Source organism: Curvibacter sp. Hmag1.1 (assembly GCF_059769165.1).
On record NZ_JBMBGX010000002.1, the window covers coordinates 237,689 to 261,054 of the forward strand.

A 23,366-nucleotide genomic window follows, 5' to 3' on the forward strand; every position below is an offset into this window, starting at 1 on the left:
AGTGCGTCTAGCCCTTGCAAACAGTGCGCGGGCAGCTATCAAAATCAGAGTGAGTCAGTTCCCGTTGCGCTTGCGATAGCTCTCAAGGAACTTGGCAATGCGGCCGATGGCTTCGCGCAAATCGTCCTCATGCGGGAGGAACACGATGCGGAAGTGGTCGGGCGCATGCCAGTTAAAGCCGGTTCCCTGCACCAGCATGACGCGGGTCTCGCGCAGCAGCTCCAGGAAAAATTGCCGGTCGTCCGAGATGGGGTACACCTTGGGGTCCAGCTTGGGAAACATGTACAGCGCGGCCTGCGGCTTCACACAGGTCACGCCGGGAATGGCGGTAATCAGCTCATAGGCCAGGTCGCGCTGACGGCGCAGGCGCCCGCCTTCGCACACCAGATCGTTGATGCTCTGGTAACCGCCCAAAGCGGTCTGGATCGCCCACTGGCCGGGTACGTTGGAGCACAGCTTCATGTTCGAGAGCATGTTGAGGCCCTCGATGTAGTCAGCCGCCGACTTCTTGTTGCCTGACACCACCAGCCAGCCTGCGCGATACCCGCAGGAGCGGTAGCTTTTGGACAGGGAATTGAAGGTGAGCGTCAACACGTCTGTCGACAAGCTGGCCATGGCCGTGTGCTGGATGCCGTCGTACAAGACCTTGTCGTAAACCTCGTCCGCCAGAATCACCAGGCCGTGCTGGCGGGCGATCTCGATGATGCCCTGCAGGAGCTCAGTGGAATACAACACGCCGGTCGGGTTATTGGGGTTGATCACCACAATGCCCTTGGTGCGTGGCGTAATCTTGGCGCGGATGTCGTCCAGGTCGGGCATCCAGCCATTGTTCTCATCGCACAGGTAATGCACCGGTGTGCCGCCGGACAGGCTGGTGGCTGCAGTCCACAAGGGATAGTCAGGCATAGGCAACAGCAACTCGTCGCCATTGTCCAGCAAGGCATTGGTGGCCATGGTGATCAGCTCACTGGCGCCGTTGCCCAGATAAATGTCATCCAGGGTAACGCCGGCAATGCCCTGCTTCTGGGTCTCATGCATGACCGCTTTGCGGGCTGCAAAAATGCCTTTGCTGTCGGAGTAGCCTGCCGAATTGGGCAGATTGCGGATCATGTCCTGCTGGATTTCTTCGGGCGCATCAAAACCGAACACCGCCAAGTTGCCCAGATTGAGCTTGATGATCTTCTGACCCTCGTCCTCCATCTGACGCGCCGCGTCCATGATAGGACCGCGGATGTCGTAGAGCACGTTGGCCAGCTTGGCAGATTTCTGAATGGTTTTCAAAGTCCCTCCGGGAGGTGTCAGCACAGGGCGAAACCTATAATTTGACCACAGTTCGGCAGGCATCCCGCCCCGCCGGCCTCTCCCGGACCACACCTCTCCCCATGAAATTCATTCCCGACGCTTTACAAGGCCCCTCCATCACCGGTTATGGCCCCGGCTGGGTCGAAGTGAACGGTGAGAAATACCACTCCAGCATCATTGTGAGCAGCCAAGGCGTTATTCAGCCTTGGTCCTGCTTGCGCTTCGAAGATCTGGGAGAGCCTCACTTCGAAGAGTTGGCCACTTTTGCATCGGAGCTGGTGCTTTTTGGTAGTGGCGCAAGCATCCGCTTCACCCATCCTCAGTGGCTCAAGCCTTTGTACAGCCGTCGTATCGGGCTGGAAACCATGGACACCCAGGCGGCCTGCCGCACCTATAACTTTTTGTCCGGTGAAGGCCGCAAAGTGGTGGCTGCACTCATCATCTAGGTGACGCCCTCGGGAAAGGCGTCCGGGCGGTGCCTTTTCAGAGTAAAATTATGGGTTGCGGTCCAGAGCGAAGAATTGCTGTCACGTTCGACGCTGTCCCCTATGACTGACCAGGCCGGCTCGCCGGGCTGAAACACCGAGATTGAAATTCCATATGGCGATTGTTGTCAACAAACCCCTTCCCGAATTTGAGGCCAACGCCACCGGCGGCATCAAGGTGACCAACACCACCCACGTCGGGAAAACCATGGTTTTGTACTTCTACCCCAAGGACAATACCCCCGGCTGCACTACCGAAGCCATGCAATTCAGGGACAAGTACAAGGATTTCGTGAAAGCTGGCGCAGAAGTGTTCGGCGTATCACGGGACAACATGAAGTCCCACGACGAGTTCAAGGCCAAGCTGGAACTCCCCTTTGAGCTGATCGCTGACACAGAAGAAAAAATGTGCCACATGTTCGGCGTGGTCAAAAACAAGATCATGTACGGCAAAAAGGTCAAAGGCATTGAACGCAGCACCTTCCTGATCGGCGCTGATGGCCTGGTCAAAGAAGAATGGCGCGGTCTGAAAGTTCCAGGTCATGTGGATGACGTGCTGAAGGCTGTGAAGGCCCTCAAAAAAGCCGCCTGATTACCTTGTTGTTTTGATGCACCCGTTGGCGTTTGGCGTCACGGGGCTCATGCATAATGGTTCGCATGCCGTTGAAGCTTGCAACCGCGCTCCCCGAAAAAGCCGCCTTGGCTCAAGGCGGCTTTTTCGCTTTTTCGGCATTGCTTTTCCACTTCCCAACTTCTGCGAATCCACTACATGCCACTGCCCCCTGCCCCGTCCAAGCGTGCCGACCGATTGACCGCCAAAGACTTTGAGGCTCCCGCGCGAGCATCCGCCCGCCCGGCCCGCAAGGCCGCCCCAGAAGTTGTGCTACCCCAAACAGCCCAGGTCGTCCAGGAACGGCCGGTCGCCCGGGAAACCAAGAAGTCCATACAGACTCCTGCCCTGACGCGTGCACCCGCCACCGTGACCGCCCAAGCTCCCGCGCCTGTGGCACTGCCTACGAAGTCCGTGTCCAAAGCGGTCGCCGCTGCCCCGGAAGCCAAGCGCAGCAAACGTGCAAAAACGAACGGCCCGAAAAAGCTCTTCGTGCTGGACACCAACGTCTTGCTGCACGATCCCATGTGCCTGTTCCGCTTTGAGGAACATGACATTTATCTGCCGATGATCGTTCTGGAGGAGTTGGACGGTCACAAAAAAGGCATGACCGAAGTGGCCCGCAACGCACGCCAAACCAGTCGCACCCTGGATGCGCTGGCGGGCACACCGGGCGCGGACATTACCGCAGGCTTCATGCTGGACAGCACCGGCCACAAAGACGCGCGCGGCAAGCTGATGTTCCAGACAGAGCCGCTGAACTACACCCTGCCCACCAGCTTGCCCCAAGGCAAGGCAGACAACCAGATTTTGGGCGTGGTGGAAGCGCTGCGCCAGCACTACGCCCCTCGCGAAGTGGTGCTGGTTTCGAAAGACATCAACATGCGCGTCAAGGCGCGTGCTTTGGGATTGGCCACCGACGACTACCAGAACGACAAGACTCTGGAAGACGGCGACCTGCTGTATTCCGGCTCGCTTGCCCTACCCTCGGACTTCTGGGCTACCCATGGACAGAGCGTAGAGAGCTGGCAGCAAGGCCAACACACCTTCTACAAGGTGGATGGCCCTGTTGTGCCCCAGATGATGATCAACCAATTCGTCTACTTCGAGTCTCCCGGCGAACCCAGCTTGTATGCGCGTGTGACCGAAATCCGTGGCACTACTGCGGTCCTCAAAACGTTGAAGGACTTCAACCATCTCAAGAATGCAGTGTGGGGCGTGACAACCCGCAATCGCGAACAGAACTTTGCGATGAACCTGCTGACCGATCCGGAAGTCGATTTCGTGACCCTCACCGGCACAGCAGGTACTGGCAAGACCCTGATGGCTTTGGCCGCTGGCCTGACCCAAGTACTGGATGACCGACGTTACACCGAGATCATCGTGACCCGCGCCACCGTGAGCGTGGGTGAGGATATCGGTTTTCTGCCTGGCACTGAGGAAGAGAAAATGGGCCCCTGGATGGGCGCACTGGACGACAACCTCGAAGTGCTTGGAAAGACAGACACCAACGCAGGGGAGTGGGGCCGAGCTGCCACCAACGAGCTGATTCGCAGCCGCGTCAAGATCAAGAGCATGAACTTCATGCGCGGACGTACTTTCCTGAACAAGTATGTCATCATCGACGAGGCTCAAAACTTGACGCCCAAGCAGATGAAGACACTGATCACCCGGGCAGGGCCTGGCACCAAAATCATCTGCATGGGCAACCTTGCCCAGATTGATACGCCTTACCTGACAGAGGGCTCCTCAGGCTTGACCTTTGCCGTGGACAAGTTCAAGGGCTGGCCCCACGGCGGTCACATCACCCTGGCCCGTGGCGAGCGCTCTCGCCTGGCAGACTTCGCCAGTGAAGTGCTATGAAATAGATAGCTACTAGCGCACATTTAAAAAGGGCTGGAAGCCAAATTGGTTTCCAGCCCTTTTTCTATCGGGTTGACTGAAGATCAGTAATCGTCCCCACCACTATGGGCCAGGTTTTCAAACTTGGTGAACCGGTTCATAAACGCGAGCTTGACGGCACCTGTCGGGCCGTTACGCTGTTTGGCGATGATGACTTCAGCCACACCTGGCTCTTTACATTGGTCCTTGGTGTAGTACTCATCACGGTAAATGAACATGATGATGTCCGCATCCTGCTCAATGGCGCCGGACTCGCGCAAGTCACTCATCATCGGGCGCTTGTCGGGCCGCTGCTCCACCGAGCGGTTGAGCTGGGACAATGCAATGACCGGGCATTTGAGCTCTCGGGCCAACATCTTCAAACCCCGGGAAATTTCGCCGAGCTCGGTGGCACGGTTTTCACCATCGCCACCGCTTCCGCTCATCAGCTGCAAATAGTCCACCACGATGAGGCCAAGCTGTCCGCACTGTCGTGCCAGCCTACGGGCATTGGCACGCACTTCGCTGGAGTTCAGACCGGCACTTTCATCGATATGCAGTGAAATGGTCCGCAGCTTCTCAATTGCTTCTGACAAACGAGGCCATTCTTCATCCGTCAGCTTGCCTGTACGCAAATGCCCTTGGTCTACGCGGCCGATGGAGCCCACGATACGCACCGCCAATTGGGCGGCACCCATTTCCATCGAGAAGATGGCGACCGGCAAACCTTCGTTCAAAGCGACATGTTCAGCGATGTTGATGGCCAAGGCCGTCTTGCCCATGGAGGGACGTGCCGCCAACACAATCAAATCACCGGCTTGCAGACCTGCCGTCATGCGGTCAAAGTCAATGAAACCCGTGGGGACGCCGGTGACGTCGTTCGGGTTGTCCGCCATTTCCTGCACACGGTCCAGCAAATTGACCACCAGACTGTCCATGGACTGAAAGCCCTGCTTATTTCGCTTGCCGGCCTCGCCGATGTTGAAGATCTTCTGTTCGGATTCGTCGACGATTTCAGAGACCGGGCGCCCCTTGGGATTGAACGCATTCGTGGCGATTTCGTCACTGGCGCCGACCAGCTTGCGCAGGATGGATCGGTCGCGCACGATCTCCGCGTAACGACGGATGTTGCTCGCACTCGGCACGTACTGGGCCAAAGAGTTGAGGTAGGTGAGTCCACCCACCTCCTCTGCCTTGCCCTGGTTCTGCAGGTGCTCGAAGACGGTAATGACGTCAGCCGGCTTGTTCCCGTTGATCAGCGTGCCGATAGACGCGTAGATCAAGCGATGCTCGTGACGGTAAAAGTCCGCATCCATCAGGATGTCACTGACGCGATCCCAAGCCTCGTTGTCCAACAGCAGACCACCTATAACACTGGACTCGCCTTCAATGGAGTGAGGCGGCACTCGCAATTGGGCAATTTGCCGGTCGGACTCAAAGCCATCGAGAGAGGTAGGGACTGCTGACATGAAGTTTCCTTGGAACCCTTCATCCTAAAGCGGGCCGGAGCGCGCGTCGAGGGAAAGGCTGGGGGCAAGCTGTGGGAAAACTGTGCAAATAGCGGGATAAGTGCCCGCACAAAATACAAAAGCCGCAAGGGACAGGCCCTGGCGGCTTTTTTGCGGATGCTGCCTGTTGCCAGGCGGCATGCCAAAGACTGCTTAAGCGGTTTCGCCGTACACAGACACAGTGATATCCACCACCACGTCAGTGTGCAGAGCCACGCTCACAGTGCTGTCGCTCACGACCTTGATAGGGCCGTTAGGCATGCGGATCTGGGACTTGGCCACTTTGTAGCCAGTCTTGCCCAGTTCTTCAGCGATGTCATAGTTGGTGACGGAACCGAACAAACGGCCATCCACGCCAGCCTTTTGGGTCAACTTGATGGTTGTACCACCGAGCTTTTCGCCCAAAGCCTGGCATTCAGCCAACTTGGCTGCAGCTGCTTTTTCCAGTTCGGCGCGCTTGGCTTCGAACTCTGCCTTGGCAGATTCAGTAGCACGGCGTGCACGGCCGGAGGGGATCAGGAAGTTGCGAGCGTAGCCGTCTTTAACCTTGACGATTTCGCCGAGGTTGCCGAGGTTCACGACCTTGTCGAGCAGAATGATTTGCATGGTCGGGACTCCTTAGATCTTGTGCTGGTCGCTGTAAGGCAGCATCGCCAAGAAGCGAGCGCGCTTGATAGCGGTGTTCAGTTGGCGCTGGAAAATAGCGCGGGTGCCGGTCAGGCGTGCGGGGATAATCTTGCCGTTTTCAGCAATGAAATCACGCAAAGTGTCGATATCTTTGTAGTCGATTTCTTCCACACCGGTCACGGTGAAGCGGCAGAAACGCTTGCGCTTGAACAGCAGCGATTGGGTATTGCGCTTGGGGCGCTTGTCTTTGTTGAAACGTTTTGGTCCGGGCATGATGGACTCCTAAAAAATTAATCTTGCAAAAATTCTTGAATATGGAAAACGACTGACTTTCCCTGTCGTGCATTAGCCAAAAAACCGGTGAAGTTCCAGACACTGCCTATGGCTTGCTTGGCAAGCCGCTCTGCCAGAGTTCCGAAGGCCACCGCCTTGACTACCACCTTCACGGTTCTGCTGCTACCGGCTTCCTGAACGACTGACTCATGTTCGAGCCGCAGATTCAAGGCTGGTAAGCCTGCCGGTGTATAGCGCATGGTTTCTACCTCTGCGATACAAGCACCTAGAACCAATGAATTCGCTTGCACTCCTTAACGGGAAAGGTCCGTTGACCCGTTCAATTAGGCTTGGTACTCGGCCTGCTGGGCCTTGCGTGCGTCTTCACGCTCGACTGTCTTCATCATGGAAGAAGGACCGGTTTCGGCTTTCTTCTTGGACACAGTCAGGTGGCGCAACACGGCGTCGTTGAACTTGAATGCGTGTTCCAGTTCAGACATTACAGCCTGGTCGGCTTCAATGTTGACGCACAGGTAGTGGGCCTTGGCCAGCTTGTTGATCATGTAAACCATCTGACGACGGCCCCAGTCTTCAACACGGTGCACCTTGCCACCGCCAGCGGTGATCATGCCCTTGTAACGCTCCAGCATTGCAGGAACTTGTTCGCTCTGATCCGGGTGGATCATGAGGATGATTTCGTAATGACGCATTGATACTCCTTGAGGATTTCCCAGCATCTGGGTTGAAAAAGCTGCCCCCGGCGTCTAGACAGGGTGCAGCAAGGCGAAGCCCGTGATTATAGCCTAACCCAAGGGAGGAGCCAAATCCCTGTCGTCCGGCGAGTCGGGGGGGCTCAGCAAGCTGACAATAACGGCGACCAGTACCCCGACAGGAACTCCAAAAACTCCAGCCGATACAGGTTGAATTCCAAACCAGAGATGTTCGCCTGAAAATCCGAACCACTGCCGTAAAACCGGAAAGTTAAGCACCATGTAGACCACCGTGGTACCCAGCCCGGCCAACATGCCGGCCACCGCACCGGACCGTGTCATGCGCTTCCAGAAAATACCCAGAACCATGGCAGGCACAAAGGCCGCACCTGCAAGCGAAAACGACGCAGACACCAGGTAGAGAATTCCAGCAGGTCGCTGTGCTGCCGCATAGGCAGCCATCAATGCCACCACCAACAAGGCGAACTTTGACAGCATCACCCTGCGCATGGCCTCCGCTTTGTTGCTGTTGCCCTCAAAGTACACATCATGTGCAAGTGCATTGCCAATGGTCAGCAGCAGTCCGTCTGCCGTGGATAGCGCTGCAGCCAAGCCACCGGCAGCCACCAGCACTGACACCACATAAGGTAGCCCGCCAATATCCGGTGACGCAAGCATGATCAAATCCGCCCCCAGCCGCAGCTCTGCGAACTGCAGCACCCCGTCACTATTCACATCGCTGAACGAAAGCAGATTCGGATCTTTGGACCATTGAAGCATCCACCCCGGAAGTGCATCAAAGGATTGCCCCACCAGATGCGCCATGACCTCGTACTTGACCAGAACAGCCAACGCCGGCGCCGAGAGATACAAGAGCGCGATGAAAACCAGCGACCAGGCCACCGACCTCCGCGTCTGGATAACGCCCGGAGTGGTGTAGTAACGGGTTAAAAGGTGAGGCAAACCGGCCGTGCCCACCATGAGACAAAACATCAGCGCCAGGAAGTTGGCACGAGAAGTGTTGAATTCCGCTTGCTCATCCGCGGTGCCATCCGGATTGCCGGCAAAAGCCCGCGTTTGCGGTGCCATACCGCCAAGTACTCGTGCCCTCTCAGTGTTTTCAACAAGCCCGCGAGTCCACATGTCTCGTGCAGCTACCGCATCTTTGGGAAGTGCAGCCAGAGACTTCCGAGTGGCTTGAACCAAAGCATCCGGTGCCTTGCTATCGCCCAGGATCCTCAGTTGACGCCTCAGCTCCTCGCGCTCTTCCGCCAAAGAAGCCTCAACATCCAGCAGCTTGCGTCGGAACTCTTCCGCACGACGTGCATAGATCGCAATAACTTCCTGCTCTTGGGGCGAAACCGCAAACGAGGCTTCCAAATCGGTGATTTTCACCAGCTGCTGCCCATAAGCGAGGGGGGCGAACGGATTCCCGGTCTGCTGGTAAGACAGCCATGAGACAGGGATGAGAAACGCCAGAATAATGACTACATATTGGGTGACCTGCGTCCAAGTGACCGCCCGCATTCCACCCAAGAAGGAGCAGACGAGCACGCCCCCGAGCGCCAGAAGAATGCCGATCTCAAAATGCACCCCCGTCAAACGGGACGTAATCAAGCCGACGCCATAAAGCTGCGCAACCACATAGGTAAACGAACACAACACCGCAGACCAAGCCGCAATTCGCCGCGGCCAGTGCCCGCCAAACCGAACCCGGAAGAAATCCGGTACGGTGTAAATATTCATGCTGCGCAAGTACGGTGCGACCAACAAAGCCACCAGGCAAAACCCGCCCGTCCAACCCAGCACGTAAGCCAAACCGCCCGGCTGCGTGCCCGAACCACTGAAACCTTGTGAATACAAGCCTCCGGCCAGGCTGATGAACGAAGCAGCGCTCATCCAATCTGCAGCAGTCGCCATGCCGTTATAGACACCGGGAATTCGACGGCCAGCTACGTAGTATTCATTCGCATCCGCAGTGCGAGCGAATACCCCGATTACCGCGTACAGGACCAAAGTCACCGACAAAAAAATGCCGGCAACCCAAGCTTTCGGCAAGCCCCATTGTTCAGCCAGCGCCAAGGCCACAAGAAAGAAAAGCAAGCCAACTACAAAAGTCGCAAAGCGCTTGTGAAGGCTTGTCGTGTACTGCCGGTATTCAGTGGCATCAAACAAAAAGGCTTCCGCGGAGCGCCGGTTGGCAACGATGGCAAACGCGACCACGATGCCAATAAATATCAGTAGTGATCCCTGTGCCGCAAACCAATACGCGATCGGCCAGGAAAAAAAATTTCCGGGCAGATCGCGTGCAAAAAAAGTAACCCCGAAAGAGAAAACAAACCACAGCGCAAGCAGGCTCGCATGCAAGCGCCAGTTACGCCGGGTTGTCGTCTCTGGCATCAGACCGCTAGTTGCTGCCAGGTGGCAATCACGGAATCAGGATTCAGCGAAATGGAGGAAATCCCCTGCTGTTCCAGCCACTTTGCAAAGTCAGGGTGATCGCTAGGCCCCTGACCGCAAATGCCCACGTACTTGCCCTGACGCTTGCAAGCATCGATCGCCATGGTGATCAGCGCTTTCACGGCCGGATCGCGCTCGTCAAAGTCCGCCGCCAGGAGGTCCAGACCTGAATCACGATCCAGCCCCAAGGAGAGTTGGGTCAGATCATTGGAGCCGATAGAGAAGCCGTCAAAGAACTCCAGGAACTGATCAGCCAGGATCGCATTGCTCGGAATCTCGCACATCATGATGAGCTTGAGGTCTGCCTCGCCGCGGCGCAAGCCATGACGGCCCAGCAACTCGGTCACCCGTTTCGCCTGGCCCAGGGTACGTACAAACGGCACCATAACCTGCACATTGGTCAGCCCCATTTCATTACGCACACGCTTCAGCGCCTCACATTCCATGGCGAATGCCTCGCCGAACTCCGTGCTGATATATCGGGCGGCGCCACGGAAACCGAGCATCGGGTTTTCTTCTTCCGGTTCATACCGGCTGCCGCCGATCAACTTGCGGTACTCGTTGCTCTTGAAGTCGCTCAAACGCACGATGACTGGCTTGGGCCAGAAAGCTGCCGCGATAGTTGCAACCCCCTCTGCCACCCGGTCGACATAAAACGCACGGGGCGACGCGTGGCCTCGCGCCACAGACTCCACCGCCTTCTTCAGATCCGCATCCACATTGGGATAGTCCAAAATGGCCTTGGGGTGCACGCCAATGTTGTTGTTGATGATGAACTCCAACCGGGCTAGGCCCACACCCTGATTTGGCAATTGACAGAAGTCGAATGCCAACTGTGGGTTGCCGACGTTCATCATGATCTTGACGGGGATTTCGGGCATCACGCCGCGCTGTACCTCAGACACTTCGGTTTCCAACAAACCGTCGTAAATGAAGCCGGTGTCGCCCTCTGCGCAGCTCACCGTCACCAGCATGCCTTCTTTCAACAGGTCCGTAGCGTTGCCGCATCCAACCACTGCAGGAATACCCAACTCACGGGCAATGATGGCCGCATGGCAGGTCCGGCCGCCCCGGTTAGTCACGATGGCGCTCGCGCGCTTCATGACCGGTTCCCAGTTGGGGTCAGTCATGTCAGTGACCAACACGTCGCCGGCCTGCACTTTGTCCATCTCGCTGATGTTGTGCACGATGCGCACCGGGCCTGTGCCAATCTTCTGACCGATGGCGCGACCTTCGGCCACCACATTGCCCTTGCCTTTGAGTTTGTAGCGGTACTCGGCTGTCGCCCCCGCCTGGCTCTTCACGGTCTCAGGGCGGGCTTGCAGTATGTAGAGCTGGCCGTCTATGCCGTCTTTGCCCCACTCGATATCCATGGGGCGACCATAGTGCTCTTCAATCACCAAGGCGTACTGCGCGAGCAACTCCACATCAGCGTCGGTCAAAGAGTAGCGGTTACGCAACTCAGTGGGGACATCGGTGGTTTTCACCAACTTGCCGCCTGCTGCTTTTTCCTCGGGGGTGGTGAACACCATCTGCAAGAGCTTGGAGCCCAGGTTACGGCGGATCACCGCGCGCTTGCCCGCCTTGAGCATGGGCTTGTGCACATAAAACTCGTCAGGATTCACCGCACCCTGCACCACTGTCTCACCCAAGCCATAGCTGGAGGTGATGAAAACCACCTGATCAAAACCGGACTCGGTATCGATCGTGAACATCACACCGGCAGCACCCAGATCCGAGCGCACCATGCGCTGTACACCTGCACTCAGCGCTACCACGTCATGCGCGAAACCTTTGTGCACGCGGTAGCTGATCGCGCGATCGTTGTACAAAGAGGCGAATACCTCTTTCATCTTGTGGAGCACATCTTCGATGCCCACCACGTTCAGATAGGTTTCCTGCTGACCTGCAAATGAGGCATCCGGCAGGTCTTCCGCAGTGGCCGACGAACGCACGGCGAAACTGGCTTGGTCGTTGCCGGCCGACAAGGTGGCAAAGGCATCGCGGATCGATTGCTCCAAATCAGCCGGAAAAGGCTGCGCCTCCACCATGGCACGGATTTCTGCGCCCACTGTGGCCAATGCGCGCACGTCCTCGGTGTCCAGGTTTTTCAGTTTTGCGCTGATCTTGTCAGCCAATCCGTCGTGGGCCAAAAACTGGCGGAATGCGTGGGCTGTAGTGGCAAAGCCCGTGGGGACCCGCACGCCTTGCGGTAGCTGGGAAATCATCTCTCCCAAGCTGGCGTTCTTGCCGCCGACGGACTCAACGTCCGTCATGCGCAAGCGCTCGAAGGGCACGACCAGGTCGGTCGCATTGAAAAGTTCAGACATAGGATGCTCCAGAAGTTAAAACCTTTCCATGACCCGCCGGACCATGCCGGGCACGGGTCGCGCAGCCTGTCACTTTCCTGTTGTTGCTGTTGTGGGAAACGTAACCGGTACCTAAATGCGCTAAATTGCGGTGATTGTAGGTGTCCACACCGTGTAACCCGATTACGGAAAACCCCTGTGCGCTTGCAACTGACTGACGCCATTACCCGGAACACCATGCCCCAACGCTCTGTTTTTTTTATCTCTGACGGCACCGGCATCACCGCCGAGACATTCGGCAATGCCATCCTGGCCCAGTTCGAAACCAAGGCAAGGCATGTGCGCCTGCCCTTTGTGGACACCGTCGACAAGGCTCACCAGGCGGTCCGGCAAATCAACCATACGGGTGTGGTGGACGGCAACAAGCCCATTGTGTTCACGACCTTGGTGAACATGGATGTACTGAAAGTCATTCAGGAAGGCTGTCAGGGCATGTTGCTCGATATGTTCGGGATGTTTGTTCACCCCTTGGAGCAAGAGTTGGGCCTCAAGTCCAACCACCGCATCGGCCGCTTCAGTGATGCAAGCAAAAGCAAGGAATACCACGACCGGATTGAGGCTATCAACTTCTCTCTGGCACACGACGATGGTCAAAGCAACCGTGACCTGGAGCAAAGCGACGTGATTCTGGTGGGCGTAAGCCGCAGCGGGAAGACCCCCACATCACTGTATCTGGCCATGCAATACGGCCTGAAGGCGTCTAACTATCCGCTGATACCTGAAGATTTCGAACGTCGCCAACTTCCTCCTGCGCTGGTGCCGCACCGCGGAAAAATTTTCGGTCTCACGATCCAGCCGGAGCGATTGGCCGAAATTCGCAATGAGCGCCGCCCCAATTCCAGATACGCGTCTCTGGAGAATTGCCGTATGGAAGTGAGTGAGGCGGAAGCCATGATGCGCCGCACCGGCATCCGGTGGCTGTCCACCACCACCAAATCCATCGAAGAAATTGCTACGACGATTCTTCAGGAAATACATCCTGAACGCTTGGTGTACTGAGAGCCTGTAGTTCACGCTCTAGCGATGAAACACTCGCACTTTCCACGTAAACGCATTGTTTGCCGGTTCTTTTGCAGAAGTCCTTCACGCGCCAGTAGGCGTTGTGGCTGATACATCCGGTCTGGCAAATCACCAGGTCCGCTGCGGCCAGGTTGGCATCCAGCAGGGAGGCGTTGTCCTCTACGCCTCCGTCATGGTGTGCAAAATGTCCGCCCACCCGCTCCACCACTTGGCGGTAATTGGCCACATTGCCACTGCGCCCGCCCACACAAAGCACCGCCTTTTGAAGTAGCGGTACAGGCGCATTTGACAATGCCCGCTGCTCTTGCACGGGCTGTGTGTATCGTGGAACACCTTGTGCAACTTCTTCAGGTACACGCTCTGCCTGAATCACGCGTCGGCGCAAGTCCGCGTTCTGCATCTCTAACTCGTGCTGACGATCCAAGGCGCGGCCCAGGCGGACTTGCAAGCGCTCCTTGTCTGACAGGTCCGGAATGGAACTACGCAGACTCTCCAATGCTTCGGCCAACAAGGTCAAGCGGGTGTCCTTGGCAATGGCATCAGCACGCGCTTGCAGCAGCAAGGCCTGCGTCTGCTCCATCTCTGCATTTTTCTCCGTCAGCACGCGCGTCATGCGCTCTTGGATTTTTCCCAGTTCACGACCGAGTAACGCGTTCTCATCTGCCAATGCATTGAAACGGGCGATCTCCAGACGTACACCCGCACCGGCTTGATGCTGAAACATGTGCAGGTCCTTGCACATTGCATCCCTAAGCGCAGCCTCACAACGAGGATGGGTCAAAGCGGCCCAGAAAGCACCGGCCACGTCACCCGCCTTGAGCGATCGGGCCCACAATTCCGCCAACGCTTGAGAATCTTTTGCGGATTTGAAAGCGCGGATTTCGCGCACGTATCGGGACTCCAACTCTGCCTGCATCAGCTCAGAAAGCTTGCATCGTCTCGCTGCCTCAGAGACCGCGCCGGAATGCACTTCATAGTCATTCGCCAATGCACTTGCGCCCAAAGCTTTGTTGACGAGACGCCGGAGGGTATCTATCGGCAAGCAGACTCCAACCAAGGGGCAATGGCAGTGACTCTCCAGATCCCACAAGCGCTTGCGACGGGAGCCGGAGTTTGGTGGCTCTGGCAAGGCATAGGATGACAATGAGGGCACAGTTTTCGCCCCGGATTCATTCCGGTGAACCGCTACATTTTTTATAGCTGTTCCCGCATATTTATCGTGCACTAGCGGCATATTTGAACCTCAATCTCGGCTTGTACCTTGATGGTATTCACTCTGTCTTTGTGACAGCATGCGGGCCCGCCACGCAATGGCCGGAACGTGCTTGGTTCGCTTCGTCGGCTTCACGGGAGAGTTCAGCAATTCCGGGGCGCAGCAGGGGCACAGGTCACGGTATCGCCCCGAACCCATGGAGGTGAACCGGATGCGGCTGTGACCTAGTGCAGCAACAGCCGGACTTTGGGCAGCATCCACTGTCGAATCTGAACGCGCGGACCAATTCTCCGGGTCGTTTTGCTCTCCACTCTCACTCGAATGCCTGTCTCTTTCACTCTGCATGGTCTGTCCTTAATCGGGAAGTGAGTTCGCTGAATTTCATTAAGTATATGCGAATCATTCTCATTTAAGTCGATATAATCACCACGCTTACGTGGGAAATTTGTAGTTCTTTACAACACTGCAAAAGAGTGACGACGGGATAATTCAAGCTTTCACAAACAGGAGGTCCCCATGAAAGGCGACGCACAAGTCATTTCCCATTTGCAGGCGCAGCTCAAGAATGAACTGACCGCTATCAACCAGTACTTCCTGCATTACCGGATGTACAAACACTGGGGCTTCGACAAACTCGCCAAAAAAGAGTACGAAGAGTCCATAGGGGAAATGAAGCATGCAGACATGCTGATGGACCGCATCTTCATGCTGGATGGCCTACCCAACCTGCAAGACATGGCAAAAATCATGGTGGGCGAGTCCGTGCCCGAAGCTCTAGAATGCGACTTGAAAGCAGAGGTCGGAGCGCAATCCACAATCAAAGCAGGCATTGCGCATTGCGAGTCAGTGCGCGATTACGTATCGCGTGACCTGTTGCAAAAGATTCTGGATGACACCGAGGAACACATTGATTTCCTGGAAACCCAGATCGATCTGATCTCCAAAGTCGGATTGCAAAACTATCTGCAAAGCCAGATGGGCGAGCTTTCTTGACCCTGCTACGCGCTCAGGCAGACACAGCGTCTGCCAGCATGGCCCGCCCCACCGCCTGAAGTGTGGCATGGGGTGAGTTCAGCAACTTATCCCCTACCAATCGCTTGTAGGCCGCGGTCGCGGTGAGCGGAACCTTTTCCAACCAAAACAGGGCCTCTTCCCCCCTGCCCCGCTCCGCCAGCATGCTGGCATAGTTGAACTGCCCTCGGAAGTCTCCCCCTTCGGCACCCTTTTTGAACCAAGCCAAAGCGGACTCTGCGTCTTTGGCCACTACGCGACCGTCTTCATGAAAGTGCCCGATCTTGGTCATGGACTTCGCGTGCCCTAACTTGGCAGCTGTCGTGTACCACTGCAATGCTTCATCGTCGTTTTTCTTGACACCCTTTCCGGCTGCCAGCAAGTTAGCGTAGTTGTACATACCGGAATCCAAGCCATTGTGCGCAGCCTGCCGGAACCAATTTGCTGCAGCAAAAAAATCCACGGCAGTACCCCACCCGTTTTCAAAGCAACGACCACACATGTTCATGCCCATGACTTGGCCCTGAGTTCCGGCTTTCAGGAAAAAACGCAAGGCCTCTTTATGGTTGGCCTCCTCCCCATGACCATCGAGCAGCCATTGGCCCATGACCGTCTGTGCGTCAGCACTTCCGAGCTCAGACGCATGCCGCATCCACTGCGCTGCACTCCGGGGTTCTGCGCCAATCACCGCTTGCCAGGCAGCGGGGTTCATGGCCGCTATTTCGGCAAGACTGAATGGCTTTGGCGGAAATGTCATGGAGCAGAAATCAAATACGAATAATTCTCAACTATATCTGTTACTGAACTATTCCGGAATGCAACAGGGCGCACAGCCCAGTTTTGTAGACACAACCCCACAAACACTACACATTTTTTTACATGCAATGCAAATGCGATGAATTCTTATTTAGAATACGAGCTCCGATCAACACTCAGTAAGCGTCTCATGATTGTTTGCGTCTGCCACCGCGTATCCGACAAGGAAATTCACCAACACGCCAGTGAAGGGAAGAGCTTCGAGGACATCCAGATTGATCTCGGTGTCGCTACACAATGTGGCCGCTGCGAAGACTGTGCGCGTGAGGTGGTGGAGCAATGCCACGCCAATGCGGCCATGGTCCACGGAGCGTGGAAGACCATGATGGTGACGCGCTCTTTGTAAATCATTTTTTTCTACATAAACAAGAATGCTTCTTGTTTATCCACCCAATCAGCAAGCCAAGTCAGAGCCCTATCCCGGTGCTCAGGACATAGCCAGCAAATTCTTTCAATTGAACGTTTTGAACGCTATGCCCACATCCAAACCCCTCCTTATTGCCGCCCCGCCTCCGGTAGCTGCCACCACCCTCCTGCCCTTGGGAGCCATGCTGCTTGCAGGTTCATTCTCTGCAGTTGCCCAGGAGAGTGCCGGCGACCCCGTCAAGTCACTGAAGCAAATCACCATCACCGAGCAGCTTGAAGAAGAGCAAGACAAGGACTCGGTACGCGCAACCACCACCAGCATCGGCAAAGGCAAACAAGACCTCAGAGACGTACCTCAATCCATCACCGTAGTGACAGAGAAACTGGTGGATGACCGTAACCTGGATACCCTCAAAGACGTGCTGCACAACACCGCAGGCGTGACTTTTCTGGCTGCTGAAGGTGGTGAGGAAGACATTCGGTTACGCGGTTTTTCCTTGGCGCAAACGGGTGACATCTATGTCGACGGCATGCGTGACCCGGCGTTTTACGACCGCGACACATTCAATAGCGACAAGATTGAACTCCTACGCGGTTCTGCATCCATGCTTTTTGGTCGGGGCTCCACGGGTGGTGCAGTCAACCAAGCCAGCAAACAAGGACGGGCTATTGATGACCACGAAGTCACCACCACGCTGGGCAGCTACAACTACCGCCGGGTCACAGGGGACTTCAATATCAAGACTGGTGAGGACTCCGGACTGCGCATCAACGCGATGGTGACCAAAGCCGACAACAACGGCGCAGGCAGCAGCATCGACAAGCGAGGAATAGCCGCCAACTACCGTTGGGGAATCGGCACCAAAGACGAGTTCTCCGTAGGCTTGTACTCCCTCGACAACGACAACGGCATCAACTACGGCGTGCGTTGGATACGTCCGACTTCTACCGCAGCGGCAAACACTGCTGGCTTGAACGAAGCAATTGCCCCGCAAACCTATTACGGCATGGCCAGTGACTACAACAAGGGAACTGCGGACTACATCACTGCGAGCCACATCCATCGATTCGATGACGACAGTGAACTCAAGACCAGTGCAAGGCGCGGCGTGTACACCCGCGACCAGCGCGCAACACTGTGGAACTATGCGGCAGGAACAGGGCTGAACAATTTCTCTGATGCGACCGTGCTTACCCGTGGAGCCCAAAACAAGATCCAGGACTTGAACTCGGTCTACCTCCAGAGCGACTACAGCAAAAAGTTCAAAGCGTGGGGAGTCAACCACGAAGTGTTTGCCGGCGTGGACGTCGCGCAGGAAAACAAAAATGTGTTTCGCGTGACCGGCGGAGCAACCCGCCCGTCTACGACCGTGGGCACGCCGAATGACGGAGCATCCGTGGATGAAGGCGCACGCGTAGTCTCACGCTCCAGTGCTTTCCAAGCGGACAATCTGGGCCTGTACGCCATGGACCTCGTCCAAGTGGCCGAGCACTGGAAAGTCCTGGGTGGCCTGCGCTTTGATCGCATGCGTGGCAACTACATCACCGAGAACGCCGCAGGCCAAAAAACCGGTGCTTATGAACAAACAGTGGGCGACTGGAGTCAGCGTGTGGGTGCGCTGTATCAGCCTAACGAGCTGAGTTCGTATCACGTGTCGTGGGGGACGTCATTCAATACCTCTGCGGATACCTATTCCTACACCACCACCAGCCAAAACACGCCGCCCGAGCAAAGCCGCAACTTTGAAATCGGAGCCAAACTGGACTCGGCAGACCGTCGCTACACCACACGACTGGCGATCTTCCATTCCACCAAGTTCAATGAGCGCAATACCGACCCGGACTCTGCAGCCACCCAGATGTTGCTGTCGGGCAAGCGTCACGCCAGCGGTCTGGAAGTGGATTTCAGCGGCATGTTGACCAGCAAGTGGGAAATCTATGGTTCGTATATGTGGATGCCTGATGCCATGATTGACATCTCGAACTCCACAGCCAACGGCGCACGCGAAGGCGAGCGTCCCGGTCTGACGCCCATTCACAGTGGTACGGTGTGGACGACCTACCAATTCACCCCCGAGCTCCGCTTGGGCACCGGCATCAATTTCCGCGGCGAGCAAACCCCGGCGACTAACCCGGGCGTCGTGGCCCCCGCTTACGCCACGTGGGACCTGATGGGTGAATACAAATTCAGCGAGAAAACTGCGCTCAAGGTGAATGTGACGAACGCGCTCAACAAGCTGTACGCCGATGGCCTGTACACCTCCTTCTACACCCCAGGGCCCGGACGCAACATCCAAGCCACGCTGAACCTCAAGTTCTAAACTATCCACCTCGCTGCCAGCTACCGCCATGCTTTTGCACCTGCCCGACCTGTTGACTCCGCAAGAAGTCGCCCATGCACAGCAACTCCTGAAAGAGGCGCCGTGGGTGGACGGGCGCAAAGGCACCGGCGAGCTGGCCAAACAGGTCAAGAACAACGAGCAGCTCGACCATGAGGGCGAGGAGGCGCGCAGCATCCGCGACATGGTGCTGCGCGGTCTGGACCGCAGCCCCACCTTCTTTTCGGCCGCATTGCCAAAGAAAGCGTTCCCTCCCCGCGTGAACCGCTACGGAGGCGACACCAATTACTACGGCAACCACATCGACGGCTCGGTGCGGTATATGCCCGGCAGCGGGCAGCGCCTTCGCACTGATGTGTCCTGCACCGTGTTTCTCTCCGATCCTGAAGACTATGACGGCGGCGAACTGACGATTGCAGACACCTATGGCGAACAAAGCGTCAAGCTGCCTGCAGGCCATGCCGTGCTCTACCCCGGCACCAGCCTGCACCAGGTCAAGCCAGTCACCCGCGGCCAACGCATCGCCTGCTTTTTCTGGGTGGAGAGCCTGGTGCGCAGCGATGAGCAGCGCCGCATGCTTTATGAGCTCGACATGAACTTGCTCGCCATGCGTCGCCGCCACGGCGACTCGGCGGAGACTACCGCACTGACCGGCGTGTACCACAACATGCTGCGCATGTGGGCGGACACCTGAAGACCGCCGGTTTCTGTCACTTCGCACCCTTACCCATGCCAATGCAACCTTCTCAAAGCCACCGATCACTGCCTGCCATGAGCCGCAACACCGCGATCGTGCTGGGCGTCGTGCTGCTGCACGGCGCCGTCCTCTGGGCGGTGCAAAGCGGCCTCATGCGGCGCGTCGCGGAAGTCATGATTCCTGCCGAAATTCTGGTGGAAATCATGGCGCCAGCCGCACCGTCGAAGGCACCGGCCCCGACACCCCAGCCCACGCAACAACCCAAATCTGTTAACAAAACCGCTACCAACAAACAACCCGCACCAACCACCCCGACACCGGTGGCAACGCCCCAGCCTGTGCCGACACCACTGGCAGTAGCCCCCAGTACCAATGCCCCGGCTCCCTCCGCTGCGGCTCCGACAGCGGTGGCCAATGCCGGCAGCAACCAAAGTGCCAACGGCAGCAGCAATGCACCTGCCGCGCCGCCGGCTCCACCCGCCCCGCCGAAACTGGAGCTCCCTTCCAGCGACGCCGACTACCTCAACAACGCCAGACCTGCCTACCCCGCCACCAGCAAGCGCCTGCGGGAAACAGGCATCGTGGTAGTCCGGGTGTTCATCGATACCGACGGTCAAGCCAGCCAGGCCAGCGTGAAGCAAAGCAGCGGCTTTGACCGCTTGGACCAAACCTCTGTGGAGACGGCCCTCAAGTGGCGCTATGTGCCGGGCAAAAAAGCCGGCGTGCCCCAAGGCATGTGGTTTGACGTGCCGTTCAACTGGCAGTTGACGCGCTGAAGCGCAGCTATCCATTCATTTTTTTGAACCTATTTCTGGAGCTTTTTCATGGAATCCCAACTCGGACTCATCACCCTCTGGACCCAAGGCGACTGGGTCACCAAATCAGTCGCAGTGCTGCTGCTAGGCATGTCACTGGCCTCCTGGATCGTCATTTTGATCAAGACCTTGGACATCCTCAAGTTCAAATCGCTGGCCGCACGCACGGAGTACTTCTGGCATAGCGCTGAGTTTGAAGAGGGCATTGATACGCTGGGCGCGCCTACTGACAACCCCTTTGTGCAGCTGGCCCGTGCTGGACAGGAAGCCACTGCCCACCACCGCAACACGCAAACCCAGCTGCACGACGCACTGGACATCAGCGACTGGATCAGCCGCTCCTTGCGCAACAGCATTGACGACAGCACTGCCCGCTTCCAGAGCGGCCTCGCCGTCTTGGCCTCGGTAGGCTCCACGGCTCCGTTCGTGGGTCTGTTCGGCACCGTTTGGGGCATTTACCACGCGCTCATGGGCATTGGTGCCTCCGGGCAAGCCACCATCGACAAGGTGGCGGGCCCCATCGGCGAAGCACTGATCATGACGGCGCTCGGTCTGGCTGTAGCCATTCCCGCAGTGCTGGGCTACAACGCGTTGGTGCGGGGCAACAAGTCCATCCTGACCAAGCTCAACCGCTTTGCGCACGACTTGCACGCTTACTTTGTGACCGGGGCCCGCGTCAGCAACAGCCAAGGCACTGACGGCAAGGTCGTTGCCATGAAAAAAGCCTGATCGGCGAAAGGTTCCCCATGTCATTTGGAATGCAAGACGCCGGTTCTGAAAGCGACAACGAGGTGATGAACGAGATCAACATGACGCCCCTGGTGGACGTAATGTTGGTGCTACTCATCATCTTCATCATCACGGTGCCGGTCATGAAACACGCGGTGAATGTGGAGCTGCCCACTGCGACCAGCCAGCCCCAGCAGACCAAGCCCGAAACCCTGCAACTCAGTGTGGATGCGCAAGGTGCCTACTTCCTGAACCAGACTCCGGTTACCGGCGATGCGCTGGGTGCCGCGTTACAAGCCGAGGCCGCCAAAGAACCGCAGCCTGAGCTGCATATCCGCGGCGACAAGGCCGCACGCTATGAGTATGTGGCCCAGGCCATGGCGGCGGCGCAAACGGCGGGACTGCGCAAAATCGGCTTTATCACCGAGCCCAAGCCTTAAGCCATGGCCCACAGCCCCCTACCCGCTCTGCGCACCCTGGCACCCATGCCGGAGCTACGCGCCCATGCCGCAGGCCTTGTCTCCGGTCCCGCCGTGGCCGCCACGCCGGTGGTGCAAGCCAGCGCCCTGCTGGGCACCCGCCAGAGCGTGGACATTGAATACAAAGGCCAACGCTACCGCTTGCAAACCACCAAGGCGGGCAAGCTCATCCTCACCAAATAGAGGAGATTCATTATGAAAATAGCTGCCGGCGCACAGTGGATGTGCGCGAGCAGCTATTTTTTTGATAGCAACTGGCCGCGACTTACAGGCCGATGGCAGCGATGCCGGCCTTTGCGATTTGCGCGTCTTCGTTGGACTTGACACCGCTCACACCCACTGCGCCCAGGCACTGACCGTCTTTCATGATCGGCACGCCGCCTTCCAACAAGGCATCCAGGTTGGGAGCGCTCAGGAAGGACACGCGTCCGCCGTTGATCATGTCTTCATAGACTTTGCTCTCGCGGCGGCCCAAGGCAGCGGTGCGGGCCTTGCCGGGAGCAATGTGGGAGGAAATGGGTGCCGCACCGTCCAGTCGCTGGAATGACAACAGGTGACCGCCGTCGTCCACAATGGCGATGCTTACCGCCCAGTTGTGTTTGACTGCTTCGGCTTGGGCGGCAGCCGCAATGGTGGCGACATCAGAGAATTCGAGTACAGCTTTGGATTTCATGGTGTGTAGGGTATGGGTGGGTGGAAACCCTGAGCATACCCAAACAAACCGCCCATTTGCCCCCTCCTGACGCAGATCAGCCCCACCCGAAATGGCATGAATAGACACACAAAGCCCGGGGCTGCCCTTGCAAAACCCTAAAATGTCTTCACCTGCCGAATACGTGAGCACTTGCCGCGCGTACACCGCAGTTTTTTAACTGGAGTATCACCATGACAGATCGCACTACTACCTTCGGCCAGAGCCTGGGCTATGGCGCATCGACCGCGCAACGCAACAAGGTGCTGCGCAACACTTACTGGCTGCTCTCGCTGAGCCTGATTCCCACCGTGTTGGGCGCTTGGGCTGGCGTAGAACTGAATATCGCACCGCTGTTCCGCGGCGTCCTCGGCTTTGTTTTGTTCCTGGCTGTGGCCTTCGGCTTCATCTTCGCGATTGAGAAGACCAAGAACTCTGCAGCAGGTGTCCCCGTCCTGCTGGGCTTCACCTTCTTCATGGGCTTGATGATGTCGCCCCTGATCCAGCGCACCCTGGGTTTCAGCAACGGTCCGCAACTGATCATGACGGCGTTCGGCGGTACCGCTGGTGTGTTTTTTGCCATGGCCAGCCTGGCCACGGTCATCAAGCGTGACCTGACCGGCATGGGCAAGTGGCTGATGGTGGGCACCATCGTGCTGCTGGTGGGCGGACTGATCAACGCCTTCGTGGGTTCCACCGCTGGCATGATGGCGCTCTCCATGGCGGCTATCGGCATCTTCAGCTTCTGGATGCTGTACGACATCAAGCGCATTGTCGATGGTGGCGAAACCAACTACATCACCGCTACGCTGGCCTTGTACCTGGATATCGTGAACGTGTTCCAGAACCTGCTGGCCCTGTTGGGCATCTTCGGTGGCGAGCGCGACTAAGCACCGCGCACCCCCAAAAAAAGGCCCCCCGGGGCCTTTTTTGTTTTCAGCAACTTGTGGTTAATACTTGGCGTC

General features: G+C 57.2%; 24 protein-coding genes. 13 read left to right on the forward strand and 11 right to left on the reverse strand.

Features of this window, described 5'->3' with window-relative positions; genetic code table 11:
* Positions 1-54: 54 nt before the first annotated feature.
* Positions 55-1,281, reverse strand: coding sequence for a pyridoxal phosphate-dependent aminotransferase (locus ACOAP0_RS01505; protein WP_313866757.1), 1,227 nt, complete (start codon positions 1,279-1,281; stop codon positions 55-57).
* Between the two features lie 101 nt (positions 1,282-1,382).
* Here ACOAP0_RS01505 and ACOAP0_RS01510 point away from each other — a divergent pair, with 101 nt between their 5' ends.
* The 3 genes from ACOAP0_RS01510 (at position 1,383) to ACOAP0_RS01520 (ending at position 4,260) form a co-directional block, all read left to right on the forward strand.
* Positions 1,383-1,748, forward strand: a complete 366-nt coding sequence (locus ACOAP0_RS01510) for an Mth938-like domain-containing protein (protein ID WP_300473411.1) — start codon at positions 1,383-1,385, stop codon at positions 1,746-1,748.
* Between the two features lie 154 nt (positions 1,749-1,902).
* Positions 1,903-2,379 (forward strand): peroxiredoxin, encoded by a 477-nt coding sequence (locus ACOAP0_RS01515; RefSeq protein ID WP_087494183.1) that lies wholly within the window; start codon positions 1,903-1,905, stop codon positions 2,377-2,379.
* Between the two features lie 177 nt (positions 2,380-2,556).
* Positions 2,557-4,260, forward strand: a complete 1,704-nt coding sequence (locus ACOAP0_RS01520; protein ID WP_498375891.1) for a PhoH family protein — start codon at positions 2,557-2,559, stop codon at positions 4,258-4,260.
* Between the two features lie 83 nt (positions 4,261-4,343).
* On the opposite strand, the gene dnaB is transcribed toward ACOAP0_RS01520, so the two are convergent.
* The 7 genes from dnaB to ppsA form a co-directional block, all read right to left on the reverse strand.
* Entirely contained in the window at positions 4,344-5,747 is a 1,404-nt protein-coding gene (gene dnaB / locus ACOAP0_RS01525; protein ID WP_498391294.1) for a replicative DNA helicase, read from the reverse strand.
* Positions 5,748-5,939: 192 nt separating this feature from the next.
* Positions 5,940-6,392, reverse strand: a complete 453-nt coding sequence (gene rplI, locus ACOAP0_RS01530; RefSeq protein ID WP_087494186.1) for a 50S ribosomal protein L9 — start codon at positions 6,390-6,392, stop codon at positions 5,940-5,942.
* A gap of 12 nt (positions 6,393-6,404) precedes the next feature.
* The gene (rpsR, locus tag ACOAP0_RS01535; protein WP_029708819.1) at positions 6,405-6,686 is read right to left on the reverse strand and encodes a 30S ribosomal protein S18; all 282 of its coding nucleotides are present in this window, start codon (positions 6,684-6,686) and stop codon (positions 6,405-6,407) included.
* 17 nt (positions 6,687-6,703) lie between these two features.
* Complete coding sequence (priB, locus tag ACOAP0_RS01540) at positions 6,704-6,997, reverse strand: primosomal replication protein N (RefSeq protein WP_257789658.1); 294 nt, start codon at positions 6,995-6,997, stop codon at positions 6,704-6,706.
* Between the two features lie 33 nt (positions 6,998-7,030).
* Positions 7,031-7,396: a 30S ribosomal protein S6 gene (gene rpsF, locus ACOAP0_RS01545; protein WP_087494188.1), complete on the reverse strand. Its 366-nt coding sequence runs from the start codon at positions 7,394-7,396 to the stop codon at positions 7,031-7,033.
* A gap of 93 nt (positions 7,397-7,489) precedes the next feature.
* On the reverse strand, positions 7,490-9,796 hold the full coding sequence (locus ACOAP0_RS01550) for a VC_2705 family sodium/solute symporter (RefSeq protein ID WP_498375889.1): 2,307 nt from the start codon (positions 9,794-9,796) through the stop codon (positions 7,490-7,492).
* Positions 9,796-12,186, reverse strand: a complete 2,391-nt coding sequence (gene ppsA / locus ACOAP0_RS01555; RefSeq protein WP_498375888.1) for a phosphoenolpyruvate synthase — start codon at positions 12,184-12,186, stop codon at positions 9,796-9,798. Before ppsA ends, ACOAP0_RS01550 begins: the two co-directional genes overlap by 1 nt.
* Positions 12,187-12,402: 216 nt before the next feature.
* Here ppsA and ppsR point away from each other — a divergent pair, with 216 nt between their 5' ends.
* Positions 12,403-13,224, forward strand: a complete 822-nt coding sequence (gene ppsR / locus ACOAP0_RS01560) for a posphoenolpyruvate synthetase regulatory kinase/phosphorylase PpsR (protein WP_087497173.1) — start codon at positions 12,403-12,405, stop codon at positions 13,222-13,224.
* Here the strand turns inward: ppsR and ACOAP0_RS01565 are convergent.
* Positions 13,178-14,287, reverse strand: a complete 1,110-nt coding sequence (locus ACOAP0_RS01565) for a DUF2325 domain-containing protein (protein ID WP_498375886.1) — start codon at positions 14,285-14,287, stop codon at positions 13,178-13,180. The two genes, ppsR and ACOAP0_RS01565, sit on opposite strands and share 47 nt — an antisense overlap.
* 687 nt (positions 14,288-14,974) lie before the next feature.
* On the opposite strand from ACOAP0_RS01565, the gene bfr reads away from it, so the two are divergent.
* Positions 14,975-15,451, forward strand: a complete 477-nt coding sequence (gene bfr, locus ACOAP0_RS01570; protein WP_087494192.1) for a bacterioferritin — start codon at positions 14,975-14,977, stop codon at positions 15,449-15,451.
* Positions 15,452-15,464: 13 nt separating this feature from the next.
* On the opposite strand, the gene ACOAP0_RS01575 is transcribed toward bfr, so the two are convergent.
* Positions 15,465-16,226, reverse strand: coding sequence for a tetratricopeptide repeat protein (locus ACOAP0_RS01575; protein WP_498375885.1), 762 nt, complete (start codon positions 16,224-16,226; stop codon positions 15,465-15,467).
* 189 nt (positions 16,227-16,415) lie between these two features.
* Between ACOAP0_RS01575 and ACOAP0_RS01580 the strand changes: the two genes are divergently transcribed.
* The 7 genes from ACOAP0_RS01580 to hemP all read left to right on the forward strand — a co-directional run bounded on the left by ACOAP0_RS01580 (position 16,416) and on the right by hemP (position 21,893).
* Complete coding sequence (locus ACOAP0_RS01580; RefSeq protein WP_498375883.1) at positions 16,416-16,631, forward strand: (2Fe-2S)-binding protein; 216 nt, start codon at positions 16,416-16,418, stop codon at positions 16,629-16,631.
* A gap of 127 nt (positions 16,632-16,758) precedes the next feature.
* Positions 16,759-18,972 (forward strand): TonB-dependent receptor, encoded by a 2,214-nt coding sequence (locus tag ACOAP0_RS01585; protein ID WP_498375882.1) that lies wholly within the window; start codon positions 16,759-16,761, stop codon positions 18,970-18,972.
* Between the two features lie 28 nt (positions 18,973-19,000).
* A complete protein-coding gene (locus ACOAP0_RS01590) occupies positions 19,001-19,684 on the forward strand; it encodes a Fe2+-dependent dioxygenase (RefSeq protein ID WP_498375881.1) in 684 nt (227 codons plus the stop codon).
* 41 nt (positions 19,685-19,725) lie between these two features.
* Positions 19,726-20,463 carry an energy transducer TonB gene (locus tag ACOAP0_RS01595; RefSeq protein ID WP_498375880.1) on the forward strand — a complete coding sequence of 246 codons (738 nt, stop codon included), beginning with the start codon at positions 19,726-19,728 and terminating at the stop codon, positions 20,461-20,463.
* A 48-nt stretch (positions 20,464-20,511) separates the two neighbouring features.
* Positions 20,512-21,231 carry a MotA/TolQ/ExbB proton channel family protein gene (locus ACOAP0_RS01600; protein WP_498375879.1) on the forward strand — a complete coding sequence of 240 codons (720 nt, stop codon included), beginning with the start codon at positions 20,512-20,514 and terminating at the stop codon, positions 21,229-21,231.
* Between the two features lie 17 nt (positions 21,232-21,248).
* Positions 21,249-21,671, forward strand: coding sequence for an ExbD/TolR family protein (locus ACOAP0_RS01605; protein ID WP_498375878.1), 423 nt, complete (start codon positions 21,249-21,251; stop codon positions 21,669-21,671).
* A gap of 3 nt (positions 21,672-21,674) precedes the next feature.
* Positions 21,675-21,893: a hemin uptake protein HemP gene (hemP, locus tag ACOAP0_RS01610; RefSeq protein ID WP_087494200.1), complete on the forward strand. Its 219-nt coding sequence runs from the start codon at positions 21,675-21,677 to the stop codon at positions 21,891-21,893.
* Between the two features lie 82 nt (positions 21,894-21,975).
* Here the strand turns inward: hemP and ACOAP0_RS01615 are convergent, their stop codons facing one another.
* A complete protein-coding gene (locus ACOAP0_RS01615; RefSeq protein WP_498375877.1) occupies positions 21,976-22,383 on the reverse strand; it encodes a GlcG/HbpS family heme-binding protein in 408 nt (135 codons plus the stop codon).
* Positions 22,384-22,595: 212 nt separating this feature from the next.
* On the opposite strand from ACOAP0_RS01615, the gene ACOAP0_RS01620 reads away from it, so the two are divergent.
* A complete protein-coding gene (locus tag ACOAP0_RS01620; RefSeq protein ID WP_087494202.1) occupies positions 22,596-23,291 on the forward strand; it encodes a Bax inhibitor-1/YccA family protein in 696 nt (231 codons plus the stop codon).
* Positions 23,292-23,366 lie beyond the last annotated feature (75 nt).

Coding starts and splice junctions, on each gene's coding strand:
- ACOAP0_RS01620 (WP_087494202.1), top strand. CDS start 22,596: ATGACAGATCGCACTACTACCTTCGGCCAGAGCCTGGGCTATGGCGCA.
- hemP (WP_087494200.1), top strand. CDS start 21,675: ATGGCCCACAGCCCCCTACCCGCTCTGCGCACCCTGGCACCCATGCCG.
- bfr (WP_087494192.1), top strand. CDS start 14,975: ATGAAAGGCGACGCACAAGTCATTTCCCATTTGCAGGCGCAGCTCAAG.
- ACOAP0_RS01600 (WP_498375879.1), top strand. CDS start 20,512: ATGGAATCCCAACTCGGACTCATCACCCTCTGGACCCAAGGCGACTGG.
- ACOAP0_RS01515 (WP_087494183.1), top strand. CDS start 1,903: ATGGCGATTGTTGTCAACAAACCCCTTCCCGAATTTGAGGCCAACGCC.
- dnaB (WP_498391294.1), bottom strand. CDS start 5,747: ATGTCAGCAGTCCCTACCTCTCTCGATGGCTTTGAGTCCGACCGGCAA.
- ppsA (WP_498375888.1), bottom strand. CDS start 12,186: ATGTCTGAACTTTTCAATGCGACCGACCTGGTCGTGCCCTTCGAGCGC.
- rpsR (WP_029708819.1), bottom strand. CDS start 6,686: ATGCCCGGACCAAAACGTTTCAACAAAGACAAGCGCCCCAAGCGCAAT.
- ACOAP0_RS01615 (WP_498375877.1), bottom strand. CDS start 22,383: ATGAAATCCAAAGCTGTACTCGAATTCTCTGATGTCGCCACCATTGCG.
- ACOAP0_RS01520 (WP_498375891.1), top strand. CDS start 2,557: ATGCCACTGCCCCCTGCCCCGTCCAAGCGTGCCGACCGATTGACCGCC.
- ACOAP0_RS01590 (WP_498375881.1), top strand. CDS start 19,001: ATGCTTTTGCACCTGCCCGACCTGTTGACTCCGCAAGAAGTCGCCCAT.
- rplI (WP_087494186.1), bottom strand. CDS start 6,392: ATGCAAATCATTCTGCTCGACAAGGTCGTGAACCTCGGCAACCTCGGC.
- ACOAP0_RS01585 (WP_498375882.1), top strand. CDS start 16,759: ATGCCCACATCCAAACCCCTCCTTATTGCCGCCCCGCCTCCGGTAGCT.
- rpsF (WP_087494188.1), bottom strand. CDS start 7,396: ATGCGTCATTACGAAATCATCCTCATGATCCACCCGGATCAGAGCGAA.
- ACOAP0_RS01605 (WP_498375878.1), top strand. CDS start 21,249: ATGTCATTTGGAATGCAAGACGCCGGTTCTGAAAGCGACAACGAGGTG.
- ACOAP0_RS01550 (WP_498375889.1), bottom strand. CDS start 9,796: ATGCCAGAGACGACAACCCGGCGTAACTGGCGCTTGCATGCGAGCCTG.
- ppsR (WP_087497173.1), top strand. CDS start 12,403: ATGCCCCAACGCTCTGTTTTTTTTATCTCTGACGGCACCGGCATCACC.
- ACOAP0_RS01575 (WP_498375885.1), bottom strand. CDS start 16,226: ATGACATTTCCGCCAAAGCCATTCAGTCTTGCCGAAATAGCGGCCATG.
- ACOAP0_RS01580 (WP_498375883.1), top strand. CDS start 16,416: ATGATTGTTTGCGTCTGCCACCGCGTATCCGACAAGGAAATTCACCAA.
- ACOAP0_RS01510 (WP_300473411.1), top strand. CDS start 1,383: ATGAAATTCATTCCCGACGCTTTACAAGGCCCCTCCATCACCGGTTAT.
- ACOAP0_RS01595 (WP_498375880.1), top strand. CDS start 19,726: ATGCAACCTTCTCAAAGCCACCGATCACTGCCTGCCATGAGCCGCAAC.